The organism is Streptomyces sp. DT190 (genome assembly GCF_049846985.1).
Lineage (GTDB): Bacteria > Actinomycetota > Actinomycetes > Streptomycetales > Streptomycetaceae > Streptomyces.
The window spans coordinates 243,602-256,205 of the sequence record NZ_JBNCNM010000007.1; the positions used below are offsets into that span (position 1 = coordinate 243,602).

The 12,604-nt window shown below is 71.2% G+C and carries 13 protein-coding genes; 1 reads left to right on the forward strand and 12 read right to left on the reverse strand.

What is annotated here, in order from left to right; translation table 11 throughout:
- Positions 1–165: 165 nt before the first annotated feature.
- The 8 genes from ACPXCS_RS15730 to ACPXCS_RS15765 form a co-directional block, all read right to left on the reverse strand.
- Positions 166–360: a hypothetical protein gene (locus ACPXCS_RS15730; protein WP_311684139.1), complete on the reverse strand. Its 195-nt coding sequence runs from the start codon at positions 358–360 to the stop codon at positions 166–168.
- A gap of 45 nt (positions 361–405) precedes the next feature.
- Complete coding sequence (locus ACPXCS_RS15735; protein ID WP_425949844.1) at positions 406–699, reverse strand: hypothetical protein; 294 nt, start codon at positions 697–699, stop codon at positions 406–408.
- An 87-nt stretch (positions 700–786) separates the two neighbouring features.
- Positions 787–1,911 (reverse strand): helix-turn-helix transcriptional regulator, encoded by a 1,125-nt coding sequence (locus ACPXCS_RS15740; RefSeq protein WP_425949845.1) that lies wholly within the window; start codon positions 1,909–1,911, stop codon positions 787–789.
- 17 nt (positions 1,912–1,928) lie between these two features.
- Positions 1,929–2,906 (reverse strand): helix-turn-helix transcriptional regulator, encoded by a 978-nt coding sequence (locus ACPXCS_RS15745; RefSeq protein WP_425949847.1) that lies wholly within the window; start codon positions 2,904–2,906, stop codon positions 1,929–1,931.
- 128 nt (positions 2,907–3,034) lie between these two features.
- On the reverse strand, positions 3,035–3,406 hold the full coding sequence (locus ACPXCS_RS15750) for an FKBP-type peptidyl-prolyl cis-trans isomerase (protein WP_019754140.1): 372 nt from the start codon (positions 3,404–3,406) through the stop codon (positions 3,035–3,037).
- A 61-nt stretch (positions 3,407–3,467) separates the two neighbouring features.
- A complete protein-coding gene (locus ACPXCS_RS15755; protein ID WP_425949849.1) occupies positions 3,468–4,469 on the reverse strand; it encodes an FKBP-type peptidyl-prolyl cis-trans isomerase in 1,002 nt (333 codons plus the stop codon).
- 133 nt (positions 4,470–4,602) lie between these two features.
- On the reverse strand, positions 4,603–5,964 hold the full coding sequence (gene pafA / locus ACPXCS_RS15760; protein ID WP_425949851.1) for a Pup--protein ligase: 1,362 nt from the start codon (positions 5,962–5,964) through the stop codon (positions 4,603–4,605).
- A gap of 9 nt (positions 5,965–5,973) precedes the next feature.
- Entirely contained in the window at positions 5,974–7,233 is a 1,260-nt protein-coding gene (locus ACPXCS_RS15765) for an MFS transporter (protein WP_425949852.1), read from the reverse strand.
- A gap of 46 nt (positions 7,234–7,279) precedes the next feature.
- Here ACPXCS_RS15765 and ACPXCS_RS15770 point away from each other — a divergent pair, with 46 nt between their 5' ends.
- Positions 7,280–8,332, forward strand: coding sequence for a LacI family DNA-binding transcriptional regulator (locus tag ACPXCS_RS15770; RefSeq protein WP_425949854.1), 1,053 nt, complete (start codon positions 7,280–7,282; stop codon positions 8,330–8,332).
- 302 nt (positions 8,333–8,634) lie between these two features.
- Here the strand turns inward: ACPXCS_RS15770 and prcA are convergent, their stop codons facing one another.
- The 4 genes from prcA to dop all read right to left on the reverse strand — a co-directional run bounded on the left by prcA (position 8,635) and on the right by dop (position 12,527).
- The gene (gene prcA / locus ACPXCS_RS15775; protein WP_392119852.1) at positions 8,635–9,378 is read right to left on the reverse strand and encodes a proteasome subunit alpha; all 744 of its coding nucleotides are present in this window, start codon (positions 9,376–9,378) and stop codon (positions 8,635–8,637) included.
- Positions 9,379–9,445: 67 nt separating this feature from the next.
- Positions 9,446–10,291 (reverse strand): proteasome subunit beta, encoded by an 846-nt coding sequence (gene prcB, locus ACPXCS_RS15780; protein WP_311684121.1) that lies wholly within the window; start codon positions 10,289–10,291, stop codon positions 9,446–9,448.
- A 327-nt stretch (positions 10,292–10,618) separates the two neighbouring features.
- A complete protein-coding gene (locus ACPXCS_RS15785) occupies positions 10,619–10,837 on the reverse strand; it encodes a ubiquitin-like protein Pup (protein WP_019757212.1) in 219 nt (72 codons plus the stop codon).
- A gap of 178 nt (positions 10,838–11,015) precedes the next feature.
- On the reverse strand, positions 11,016–12,527 hold the full coding sequence (gene dop / locus ACPXCS_RS15790) for a depupylase/deamidase Dop (RefSeq protein ID WP_425949857.1): 1,512 nt from the start codon (positions 12,525–12,527) through the stop codon (positions 11,016–11,018).
- Between the last annotated feature and the right edge of the window lie 77 nt (positions 12,528–12,604).

Genomic DNA, 12,604 nt, shown 5'->3' on the forward strand with positions numbered 1-12,604 from the left:
CGGGGGTGAACGTGAGGCAATCCCTCTGCAACCCCTGTGCGTACTCCCGTCCGCGACCAGTGCCTCGTTAACCGGGCCGCGACCAGCAGCGTACCTGCCCGAACCGCCGAGGTGACAGGGCGAACCGGCTCAAAGCGCAACTCGGGGGCCGTCCCGCCCGGCGGCTCAGAGGGCGTCCACGGCCCGGGCCGCGCTCTCCGTCGCCCGCTCCAGATCCTCGGCGGCCCGGCTGATACGCCGCGCCGAGTCTGTGACCTGCCTGCCCAGGCGCTGTGCCTCCACGAACACCCGCACGGCGAGCACCCCGAGCACGGCGAGACCCACGAAACCCACAGCGATCGCGAACATCGGCCAGAACATGACGCCGAGCCTAGACCGTCCCGCGGGGCCGGACGGACCGGCCCTCTAGACCGTGGAGTGCAGCCGCAGCGTCCGCACGCCGCCGCCGGTGAGCAGCTCCACGATCCGCTCCCCCGCCGGCTTGCGGACGGACGCGCCGCACGCCGGGCAGGTGAAGGAGTAGAACGTCGTGCGGCTCGTGGCGCCGATGGCCAGGCGCAGGGCGCTCGCGGTGAGCTCGAAGCGCTCCCGGCAGTCCGGGCAGCCGGCGCGGAACACCACCGGGGACACGCTTCTCATCCCGGCGAACGCGGACTCCACCGTCATGCCCCGCACACCGGACGTCGCCGACTCGGTCACAGCCCTCGCTCCTCTTCCTGGGGTCGTTCGCCTCCGGGACCGCGCGCGGGCGGCCGGCCCGGCCGCCCGCGCCATCGGCGCCCCGGGTCACTCGCGCGCGCTGCCCGGCCCGTCCGGAACCGCCTGCACCGCCGGGACGGCCTGCGCCACGGGCGGCTCGGTCGGCTCCGGGGGCTCGGGCACAGCGGCGGTCGCCACCGTGCCGGCGGTGCCGGCCGCGTGGGCCGCCTCGATGCCGTCGTACGCCGCCAGCGCCTCGCGGGCCGCCTGCCGGGCGCTGTCGGCCAGCTCCGGCGGGGAGACGATCCGGCCGTCCCGTCCGAGCCGCAGCGCCAGACGGCGCAGCGACGCCGGGTCGGGCGTCCGCAGAGTGATACGCAACCCGCCGTCCGCCAGCTCATCCGCACTGTCGTGCGGGTAGTACTCGGCGACCCAACGGCCGCCGGGCCCGACCTCGACGACGACCTCCGGATCCTCGGCCGCCGGCTGCACCAGGGCCTCGGACAGGTCGCGCAGCTCTATCTCGGGCGGCGCCGACGGCTCGTCCAGGATCTTGATCTCGGCGACCCGGTCCAGGCGGAACGTCCGGCGCGCCTCGGAGCGGCGGCACCAGGCCTCGACGTAGGTGTGCCCGACGCTGACCAGGCGGATGGGGTCGATCTCCCGCTCGGTGACCTCGTCGCGCGCGGGCGAGTAGTAGCGGATCCACAGCCGGCGGCGCTCGGCGATCGCCCGGTCGACGTCCGCGAAGACGCCGCCCTCGGACTCGAAGGTCACCGACAGCCGCGAGCTGGCGCCCGCCGCTTCGCCGGCCGCGGTCTCCACCTTGGCCGTCGCCCGCAACAGCGCCTGCCGGTCGCTCTCGCGCAGCCCGGGCAGTGTGGCCACGGCCCGGGCGGCGACGAGCAGGGCGGTGGCCTCGTCGGCGGCGAGTCTGAGCGGCTCGGCGGCCTCCGCCGCGAGGGCGGCGGGGTTGTGCCACCAGATGCGCTCGCCGTCGGTGTCGATGTCGAGGAGGTCGCCGCCGCGGAAGCTCGTGCCGCACATGGGCAGCACGTCGAGGTCGGAGACCAGCTCGTCCTCGGTGATGCCGAAGGCGCGTGCGACGTCCTCGACCCGCGCCCCGGGGCGCTCCCTGAGATACGTCACCAGGGAGAGCATCCGCCGGGTCTGGTCGATGGCGTTCACGGACCTGACCGGTTTGCCTGCCACTGTTGCTCCGCTCCCCCTCAGCCCTTGGCCACGGCCCGCAGCCGGTCCACCACGTCGGCCCGCAGCTCGGCGGGTTCCAGGACGACCACGTCCGGCCCGAACTCCACCAGCCAGGCGTCCAGCCCGTGGCCGTACGGAATCTCCAACTCGTCCCAGCCGTCCCCGAGTTCCCGGACGGAGGTGGCCTTCGCCCGAAGGGGGTACCCCGCGTCCGAGCGCAGCCGGATCCGGGCCGAGCGGTCGGCGATCTCCCCGGCCCAGCCCGCGACGGTCTCCCGGACCGTGACGACGTCCGGCACCTCGGCGGTGTAGCGGCCGCCACGGGAGCGGACCTTGCCCGTGATCCGGGACAGCCGGAAGACCCGCTCGGCACCCCGGTCGCGGTCCCAGCCCGCCAGGTACCAGTGGCCCCGCCAGCACTCCAGCGCCCACGGCTCCACGTGCCGCTGCTCGGGGCGGGCGGCCGTGGCCTTGCGGTAGTCGAAGACGACGGGCCGGCGGTCCCGGCAGGCCAGCATCAGCGGTTCGAACGCGGCCTCGTGCACCGGGATCCGCGGCTCCAGCGCGCCGTGCGACCCGTACGGGTCGACGTCCTCCGGGAGCCCGGCCGCGCGGAGTTTCTGCAGCGCCCCGCTGGCCGCGCCGGCGAGCCGGGCCTGCTGCCACACCTTGGCGGCCAAACCCAGCGCGGCGGCCTCCTCGGCGTCCAGGGTGATGGGCGGGAGGCGGTTGCTGTCACGGCGGGCCAGGTAGCCGACCTCGCCGTCGAGGTTCTCGACGGTCTCGATGACCAGTCCGAGTTCGCGCAGGTCGTCCTTGTCGCGCTCGAACATGCGGTTGAAGGAGTCGTCGCTGCCGCTCGCGCCGTTGCCCGGCCCGAAGGCCTCGACGTAGGCCTCGATGGAGTCACGCAGCTCGCGCTTGCTGAGCGGCCGCCGTGTCCCGAGCAGACACAGTGCCAGGTTCATCAGCCGCTCGGCCTTGGCAATGGCCATCGACGCGCTTCGCCTCCCTATGGTGCTTACGAGCGATGACCGTACCGCCACAGGGTGGTACGGCAAAAGCCGAGGGCCCATGCCCGAGCAGGCATGGGCCCCGCGTGATCGAGTCTGTCGGACCTTGCTCAGACCCCGAGCAGGTCGACCACGAAGATCAGCGTCTCGCCGGGCTTGATCGCCGGGGTGGGGCTCTGGTTGCCGTAGGCGAGGTGGGCGGGGATGGTCAGCTGGCGGCGGCCGCCGACCTTCATGCCCTGCACGCCCTGGTCCCAGCCCTTGATGACCCGGCCGCCGCCCAGCGGGAAGCGGAACGGGGTGCCGCGGTTCCAGCTGGCGTCGAACTCCTCGCCCGTGCTGAAGGCGACACCGACGTAGTGCACGGTGACGGTCTGGCCGGCCTGCGCGACCGGGCCGTCGCCCTCCCAGATGTCCTTGATCTCGAGGTCCGCCGGGGGCTCGCCGCCCGGGAAGTCGATCTCGGGCTTGTCGATGCTCACGTCTGTTGCTCCTGCTTGTCTGCGGAAAGGCGAACACGCACAGTCTTACATCCCTTACGCCTCACAGCTTCGCGAGGATGTCCACCGAGAAGACCAGCGTGGAGTCCTTCTTGATGCCGCTGCCCTGCGGCGGGTTGTCGCCGTAGCCCAGCTCCGGCGGGATGACGATGAGGACCCGGCTGCCGACCTTCTTGCCGGTCAGGCCCTGCGCCCAGCCCTTGACGACCTGCTGCAGCGAGAAGGACACCAGCTGCTTGTTGGCGTACGAGGAGTCGAACTCCTTGCCGCCGTCCCACAGCACGCCCTTGTACTGCACGAGGACGCTGTTCTCGGCGGCGACCTCCTCGCCGTCGCCCTCCAGGACGTACTCGGCGACGAGCTTCTTCGGCGCGGCCTTCTCGGGCACCTCGATGGAGGGGGCCTTGCCGTCGGTGTTGGTGCCGACCTTGGGCAGGTCCGCGTTCTGCTGCGGGACCTCCTTGCCCTTGGCGGAGCTGGTGGCGTTGAAGGTGTCCTGGATGTCGACGACGAAGACCAGGGTGTCGGTGCCCTTGATGCCCGCCTGCGGGTTGCCCTGCGTGCCGTAGCCCCAGGTCGGCGGGACGGCCATCTCGACGCGGCTGCCGGCCTTCTTGCCGGCCAGCGCGTACCGCCAGCCGTCGATGATCTGGCCCTGGGTGAGCTGGATGGCCAGGCGGGCCTTGCGGTCGTAGGAGTTGTCGAAGACCTTGGCGGTGTTCCAGATCTGGCCCAGGTAGTTCGCGACGACGAAGTCGTTCTCCGCGACGGTCTTGCCGCCGCCGGCGATGAGGGTCTTGACCGCGAGGTCCTTCGACGGCTCGCCGGTGCCCTTGGCGACCGTGGGCTTCTCGTCGAACTTGGCGCCGGCCGTGACCGCGGGCAGCGGGCCGTCGACGATCTTCGGCGCCGGAGCGGCGGAGGGGCCGGACGCCGAGGGCGACGGGCTGTCGCTGGCCTTGCTCGAGTCGGACTTGTCGTCACCGCACGCGGCGAGCGTGGCCAGTCCTGCGGGCACGGAGATGAGAAGTGAGCGTCGGCGCACTGTGGGGGCCTCGTAATCGGTTGATCTCGTGGATGGAAGTGCGCGCAACTCTACGGCGTGAGCAGGGCGCCGCACTGGTAACGTACGGCGCCCGTGTGGCGTTCCGGCGATTTTTCCGCGCCGGTGCGGCCGCTCACATTCCGGCGATCAGCTTCTCCACGCGGTCGTCCACGGACCGGAACGGGTCCTTGCACAACACGGTGCGCTGCGCCTGGTCGTTGAGCTTGAGGTGCACCCAGTCGACCGTGAAGTCCCGGCGCTGCTCCTGGGCCCGCCGGATGAAGTCGCCGCGCAGCCGGGCCCGAGTGGTCTGCGGCGGAACGGACTTGCCCTCGAAGATCTTCAAGTCGTTGCAGACGCGGGCCGCCTGCCCCTTCTTCTCCAGCAGGTAGTACAGGCCACGACGGCGGTGGATGTCGTGGTAGGCGAGGTCTATCTGCGCGACCCGGGGGTGCGACATGGTCATGTTGTTCTTGGCCCGGTACCGCTCGATGAGCTTGTACTTCATGACCCAGTCGATCTCGGTGCCGATGCGGTCGAGGTCCTCGCTCTCGATCGCGTCGAGGGTACGGCCCCACAGCTCCAGGACCTGCTCCACGGTGCCGGTACGGATGCCGCGGCGCTCGCAGAAGTCCACGGCCTTCTCGTAGTACTCGCGCTGCACCTCCAGGGCGGAGGCCTCGCGTCCGCTGGCCAGGCGGACCTTGCGGCGGCCGGTGATGTCGTGGCTGACCTCCCGGATGGCCCGGATGGGGTTCTCCAGGGTCAGGTCCCGCATCACCGTGCCCGCCTCGATCATGCGCAGCACCAGGTCGGTGGCGCCGACCTTGAGCAGCATGGTCGTCTCGGACATGTTGGAGTCGCCCACGATGACGTGCAGGCGGCGGTAGCGCTCGGCGTCGGCGTGCGGCTCGTCGCGGGTGTTGATGATCGGCCGGGAGCGGGTCGTCGCCGAGGAGACGCCCTCCCAGATGTGCTCGGCCCGCTGGCTGACGCAGTACACGGCTCCGCGCGGCGTCTGCAGCACCTTGCCGGCACCGCACAGCAGCTGCCGTGTGACCAGGAACGGGATCAGGATGTCCGCGAGACGCGAGAACTCCCCGTGCCGCGCCACGAGATAGTTCTCGTGGCATCCGTAGGAGTTGCCCGCCGAGTCGGTGTTGTTCTTGAAGAGGTAGACGTCGCCCGCGATTCCCTCCTCGTGCAGGCGTCGTTCGGCGTCCACCAGGAGTCCTTCGAGAATGCGCTCGCCGGCTTTGTCGTGGGTGACCAGTTCGATCACGTTGTCACATTCGGGTGTGGCGTATTCCGGATGCGATCCCACGTCGAGATAGAGGCGGGCGCCGTTTCGCAGAAAGACATTGCTGCTGCGGCCCCATGACACGACACGGCGGAAGAGGTACCGCGCCACCTCGTCAGGAGACAGGCGGCGCTGTCCCCTGAACGTGCACGTGACGCCGTACTCGTTCTCCAGCCCGAAAATGCGGCGGTCCATGAGGGAACATTACGCCCGATCCCCTGAACTGAAACGGGGTTCGACGGCACGGTTTGGATCATTTTCCGAACCGGCCGCTACGACGGCTCCCCGTCCGGGAGCTGCGACTACCCTTCCGGTGGCCGCCAAAACCAGCAGCGACACGCCACCCGCGACAGCCGGCACGGTGAAGCCCCACTGCGCTCCGCCCGCCTCGACGACGGGCCCCGCGACGCCCGTTCCGACCGAGTGGCCCACGGTGAAGGTGGTCACGAGCCAGGAGAACGCCTCGGTGACCGTGCCGCGCGGGGCGTGCCGGTCGACCAGGACGAACGCGCAGGCGATGGCGGGCGCGAGGAAGACCCCGGCGAGCGCCGTCAGCGCCACCATCGGCACCGCGTCCGGCATCAGCATCAGCGGCAGGTAACACACCACCAGAAGCGCCACCAGCACACGCAGTCGCCGCGCGGGCTCACCGGCCCACTGCCGCGCCCCGTACACGGCGCCGCCGACCAGCGCCCCGAACCCCAGGGCCGCCATCAGCCAGCCGTAGACGGCGTCGCCGCCGTGCGCGTCGGCGTACGGCACGGAGGCGACCGTGATGGAGCCCAGGGCCATCCCGATGAACAGGAAGGCCGCCAGCAGGGCCAGCAGCCCCGCCGAGCGCAGCGCGCCGAGCCAGTGGGCCTCGCGCGGCTCCGACCGCCAGGCCCGCGAGGGCGGCGACACGACGACGGACAGCGCCCCCAGGATTCCCACGACGTTCAGCACCAGCAGGGCGGCCTGGGCCGACCACAGGGACACGCACAGCGTCACCAGCAGCGGCCCGACGGTGAACATCACCTCCTGGGCGACGGCGTCCATCGCGTACGCCGTGTGCACCTGGTCCTCCCGGCGCAGCACGGAGGGCCACAGCGCCCGCAGCCCGCCCTCCAGCGGCGGCGTGAAGAGCCCGGCGGCCGCGACGGCGGCGTAGGCGAGGGGCAGCGTGCCGATACCCCAGAAGGCGAAGGCGGCCATGGCCAGGGCCGACAGGACGGCCGCGGGCAGCTGTACACGGGGCTGCCCCCGCAGGTCCACGATCCGGCCGAGCACGGGCTGCCCGACGGCGTTGGCGACGCCGTACACGGCGGCCAGCGCACCGGCCAGGCTGTACGTGCCGCCCTCCGCCCGGACGAAGAGCACGATCGCGATGGCGGCCGTGGCGTTGGGCAGCCGGCCGACCAGCGTGCCGACGAGCAGTCGGGCGGCGTGTCGCGCCCGAAGGATCTCCAGGTATCCCGTGGCCATGTCCCCGCCCTAGGTTTTACGTATAACGTCGGTTTCCATACGTACCATGTCCGCTGTTCACGAGTCCAGACGAAGGAGCGGCCCGACGGTGGCACGAGGCAGCACACGCCCCACGAGCCGGGACGTCGCCCAGGCCGCCGGCGTCTCCCAGGCGGCCGTCTCCCTGGTGCTCGGCGACAAGTGGCGCGGCCGGGTCTCGCAGGCGACCGCCGAACGCGTCCGCGAGGCCGCCCGCGACCTGGGCTACCGCCCGAACCTGGCCGCCCGCAACCTGCGTCTGGGCCGCACGCGCACGGTCCTGCTGGTGGTCCCCGCCCTCACCACGGAGTTCTTCGCCGGCGTGTACACGGGCGCGGCCCGGGTCGCCGCGGAGCACGGCTTCGGCGTGGTCCTCTACCCCTCCCCCGAGGGCATCGGCCCCGCCCGCGACCCGTTCGCCTCCGCGCAGGCGGCCCTGGACGGCGTCCTCGCCTCCTCCATGGCGGCCGACGCCCTGACCGCGATCCGCGGCGAGGCGCTCCCCCTGGTCATGCTGGACAGCGACCCCGCGGGCAGTCTCGGCGCGGCGACGGTGAACCTGGACATCGCCGACGGTGTCCGCCAGGTCGCCGAGCACCTGCTGTCCCTGGGCCACCGCCGCGTCCTGCACCTCGCGGCGGAGGTGCCGTCCTGGACGTTCGAGGTACGGGCCCGGGAACTGGCCGCCCGCCTGTCCGGGGTGCCGGGCACGTCGGTCACCACGGCCCGCTCCCCGATCTCCATCGAGGGCGCGGTACCGGCGGCCGAGGCAGCGCTGTCGGCCCCCGGTCCCCGGCCCACGGCGGTGGTCTGCGACGACGACCTCCTGGCCGCGGGCGTGTACAAGGCCGCCCGCCGCCTGGGCCTGCGCATCCCGGACGACCTGTCGGTCACCGGCCTCGACGACCTGGCCCTGGCCACGGCGATCGACCCGGAGCTGACGACGGTCCGCCTGGACGCGGAACTGTTCGGGGAACGCGGCATGCGGGCCCTCTTGGCGGTCCTGGAGGACCGCGAGCCCGAGAGCGGGGACATCCCGGTACGGCTGGTGGAACGGGGCTCCACGGCACCGCCGCGGTAGCCGTGCCCGGCGTTGCGGCGGAGGCCGGCCGGGCCCGCGACCCGCTGGGCGAGCCACCACGCTCCCGCACTCGCCGACGCACGGAAGGGGTCGTGCCGGGGGGTGTCCGCCCGCAGCGGTTGGCGCGTCAACGAACAGCGAGCCGGTTCGCAACCCCATCGCGCCGTTCCGAGGACGGACACCCCCCGGCACGGCCCCGACCCACACCCGGCGCCACGCGCAGGCACGCACGCCCCCACACGACCGCGCCCCGGCCACAACGTGACCGGGGCGTCGATGCCGTGCGCAGCTGCCAGGTACGACTACTCGGCGTCCTTCGACGCCGTGTCCGAACCACCCGCCCCGGCCGCCTCCTCCAGCAACCGCGACAGCTGGCGCCCGCTGATCCGCTTGAACTTGCGCTTCTGCGGCCGCGTCCGGTCCAGCACCGCCACCTCCAGCCGCTCGGCGGGAATCTCCCGCTCGCTGCCGTTGGTGTCGCGGGACAGCGACTGCACCGCCAGCTTCAGCGCCTCCGCCAGCGTCATGCCGTCCCGGTGACGCTGGTCCAGGTAGCTGCTGATCTGCTCCGCGTTGCCGCCCACCGCGACCGAGCCGTGCTCGTCCACGATGGACCCGTCGTGCGGCAGCCGGTAGATCTGGTCGCCGTCGGGCGTCTCCCCGACCTCGGCGACCACCAGCTCCACCTCGTACGGCTTCTCCGCCGCGCTGGAGAAGATCGTGCCCAGCGTCTGCGCGTACACGTTCGCCAGGCCCCGGGCCGTCACGTCGCCCCGGTCGTAGGTGTAGCCCCGCAGGTCGGCGTAGCGCACGCCGCCGATCCGCAGGTTCTCGTACTCGTTGTACTTGCCGGCGGCCGCGAAGCCGATCCGGTCGTAGATCTCGCTGAACTTGTGCAGCGCGCGGGACGGGTTCTCACCGACGAACACGATGCCGTCGGCGTACTGCAGCACGACCAGGCTGCGACCACGGGCGATGCCCTTCCGGGCGTACTCCGCCCGGTCGGCCATGGCCTGCTGGGGTGAGACATAGAACGGCGTCGACACCGGTTATCCGTCCCTCTCTTCAGGATTCCGTCGATTCACTGGACCACCTCGTCAGGACAGCCGGCCGCTACAGCAGCGCGGCCCGCGGACCGTCCGGCTGCTCCAGCCGCCGCTCCAGGATCGAGCGCGCGATCTGCGACGCCTCGTCCTCGGTGAGCCGGCGGAAGCCGTCCTCGGTGATCACGGTGACGATGGGATAGATCCGGCGGGCGACGTCGGGACCACCGGTCGCCGAGTCGTCGTCTGCCGCGTCGTAGAGCGCCTGGACCACGAGCGTCGTGGCCTCGTCCTCGCTCAGGTCGTCCCGGTAGAGCTTCTTCATCGCGCCGCGCGCGAAGATCGAGCCGGAACCGGTGGCCGCGTAGCCGTGCTCCTCGGAGCGCCCGCCGGTGACGTCGTAGGAGAAGATCCGGCCCTTCTCCCGGTCCACGTCGTACCCGGCGAACAGCGGGACGACGGCCAGTCCCTGCATGGCCATGCCCAGGTTGGAGCGGATCATCGTCGAGAGCCGGTTGGCCTTGCCCTCCAGGGACAGCTGCGCCCCCTCGACCTTCTCGAAGTGCTCCAGCTCCAGCTGGAAGAGCTTCACCATCTCCACGGCCAGACCCGCCGTGCCGGCGATGCCCACCGCCGAGTACTCGTCGGCGGGGAAGACCTTCTCGATGTCCCGCTGCGCGATGACATTGCCCATGGTGGCCCGCCGGTCACCGGCGAGGACGACGCCGCCGGGGAACGTCACCGCGACGATCGTGGTCCCGTGCGGTGCCTCGATGACTCCCTGGGTGGGGGGCAGTTGCCGGTTGCCCGGCAGCATCTCCGGCTGGTGCTCGGACAGGAAGTCCATGAAGGAGGAGGAGCCTGGCGTCAGGAAGGCAGCTGGTAGACGCCCGGTGCTACGAGTGTTGGCTTCCACGCGATTCCTTCCACGTATGCGACAGCCCGCCCTGTGACGTCGGGCCGATCCTTGGAACAACCCCGGTCCGGTTGCGGCCGGGGGCACGGTATGCCACGGACCCTACCCGTCCTGCGGCGGTGATCCACATGCCCGGCGAACCCAACTCCGCCGGAGCGATGCCGCACTTGCCCGCCGCGTCCGGCCGGCGGGCCACCGGGCTCGGGACGCCACCGACGCCCGGAGCGCCGCACACGGGAACAGCGCGTCACGCACTGCCCCGCGCGCAGCGCTCCGCGCTCCGCCCGTCCGTCACCCGCACACCCCATTCATGAAGGCACAGGCGCCTTACTGGCCACCCTTTTGCACGAAGGACCGCACGAAGTCCTCGGCGTTCTCCTCGAGGACGTCGTCGATCTCGTCCAGGACCGAGTCCACGTCGTCGCTCAGCTTCTCCTGACGCTCCTTGAGGTCCTCGGAAGCCTGCGTCTCCGCCGCCTGCTCCTCGACCTCCTCGGTGGACCGGGTGGCCTTCTGCTGTCCGCCGCCGGTGTCCTTGGTCGCCATATCCCTCACCCCGCTCGGTTCGCCCGACACAGTTGCTCGGTCAAGATCAGACCCTACTCGCCGGGTCTGACAATGGCCCCGCAGTTGCTCCAACGTACGGGGACCACCTCGATGATTCCCGGACCAGGGATTTTCCACCCTGTCCGGCGGGCCCCACCCGAGTACCCGCTGATCGGCCTCATCCTCCCGAAAGCACCCTGACCAGGTCTTCCGCGGTGCGGCAGCGGTCCAGGAGCTCCTTGACGTGATTACGCGTTCCGCGAAGCGGTTCCAGGGTTGGGACACGCTGCAGCGAGTCCCGGCCCGGCAGATCGAAGATCACCGAGTCCCAGGAGGCGGCCGCGACGTCGTCCGCGTACTGCTCCAGGCAGCGCCCGCGGAAGTACGCGCGCGTGTCCTCCGGCGGCGCCGTACGGGCCCGCTCGACGTCCTCCTCGGTCAGCAGCCGCTTCATGCGCCCGCGGGCCACCAGACGGTTGTACAGGCCCTTGTCGGACCGTACGTCGGCGTACTGGAGGTCGACCAGGTGCAGCCGGGCCGCGTCCCAGTCGAGGCTGTCGCGGCGGCGGTAGCCCTCCATGAGCTCCCGCTTGGCGACCCAGTCCAGCTCGCCGGCCAGACTCATCGGGTCGTGCTCCAGACGGGTGAGGGTGTCCTCCCAGCGGGACAGGACGTCCTTGGTCTGCTCGTCGGCGTCCGCCCCGAACCGCTCCTCCACGTACTTGCGCGCCAGCTCGTAGTACTCCATCTGCAACTGCACCGCCGTCAGGGTGCGGCCGCTGCGCAGGGTGACCAGTCGCTTCAGGGAGGGGTCGTGCGAGACCTGGTGGAGCGTGCGGACGGGCTGGTCGACGGCGAGGTCGACGGCGATGAAACCGTCCTCGATCATCGACAGCACCAGCGAGGTCGTGCCCAGCTTGAGATAGGTCGAGATCTCCGACAGGTTCGCGTCGCCGATGATCACGTGCAGGCGCCGGTACTTCTCGGCGTCCGCGTGCGGCTCGTCGCGGGTGTTGATGATCGGGCGCTTGAGCGTCGTCTCCAGGCCGACCTCGACCTCGAAGTAGTCCGCCCGCTGGCTGAGCTGGAAACCGTGCTCGTGCCCGTCCTGGCCGATGCCGACGCGGCCCGCTCCGGCGAAGACCTGACGGGAGACGAAGAACGGCGTCAGATGGCGCACGATGTCCGAGAAGGGGGTCTCCCGCTTCATCAGGTAGTTCTCGTGCGTGCCGTAGGACGCGCCCTTGTTGTCGGTGTTGTTCTTGTACAGGTGGATCGGCTGGGCACCGGGGAGCTGCGCGGCCCGTTCCGCGGCCTCGGCCATGATCCGCTCGCCGGCCTTGTCCCAGAGGACGGCGTCCCGGGGATTGGTCACCTCGGGGGCGCTGTACTCGGGGTGCGCGTGGTCGACGTAGAGCCGCGCACCGTTGGTGAGGATCACATTGGCCAGGCCGATGTCCTCGTCCGTGAGCTGGCTGGAGTCGGCGGCCTCGCGGGCGAGGTCGAAGCCTCGCGCGTCCCGCAGCGGGTTCTCCTCCTCGAAGTCCCAGCGGGCCCGGCGGGCCCGGTGCATCGCCGCCGCGTAGGCGTTCACGATCTGGGACGAGGTGAGCATGGCATTGGCGTTGGGGTGGCCGGGGACGGAGATCCCGTACTCCGTCTCGATGCCCATTACTCGCCGTACGGTCATGCGGCCCTCCTTGCCCGGCGGCACCCTCGGTCGTGGGCGCCACTCAGATACCGCTGGCGCTCGGTTGCGTGTGCGGT

What these genes read in the sequence shown, in the direction of transcription:
- ACPXCS_RS15730 (WP_311684139.1), bottom strand. Translation starts at nt 360, where the DNA reads ATGTTCTGGCCGATGTTCGCGATCGCTGTGGGTTTCGTGGGTCTCGCC.
- ACPXCS_RS15745 (WP_425949847.1), bottom strand. Translation starts at nt 2,906, where the DNA reads ATGGCCATTGCCAAGGCCGAGCGGCTGATGAACCTGGCACTGTGTCTG.
- pafA (WP_425949851.1), bottom strand. Translation starts at nt 5,964, where the DNA reads ATGGACCGCCGCATTTTCGGGCTGGAGAACGAGTACGGCGTCACGTGC.
- ACPXCS_RS15765 (WP_425949852.1), bottom strand. Translation starts at nt 7,233, where the DNA reads ATGGCCACGGGATACCTGGAGATCCTTCGGGCGCGACACGCCGCCCGA.
- ACPXCS_RS15770 (WP_425949854.1), top strand. Translation starts at nt 7,280, where the DNA reads ATGTCCGCTGTTCACGAGTCCAGACGAAGGAGCGGCCCGACGGTGGCA.
- ACPXCS_RS15785 (WP_019757212.1), bottom strand. Translation starts at nt 10,837, where the DNA reads ATGGCGACCAAGGACACCGGCGGCGGACAGCAGAAGGCCACCCGGTCC.
- dop (WP_425949857.1), bottom strand. Translation starts at nt 12,527, where the DNA reads ATGACCGTACGGCGAGTAATGGGCATCGAGACGGAGTACGGGATCTCC.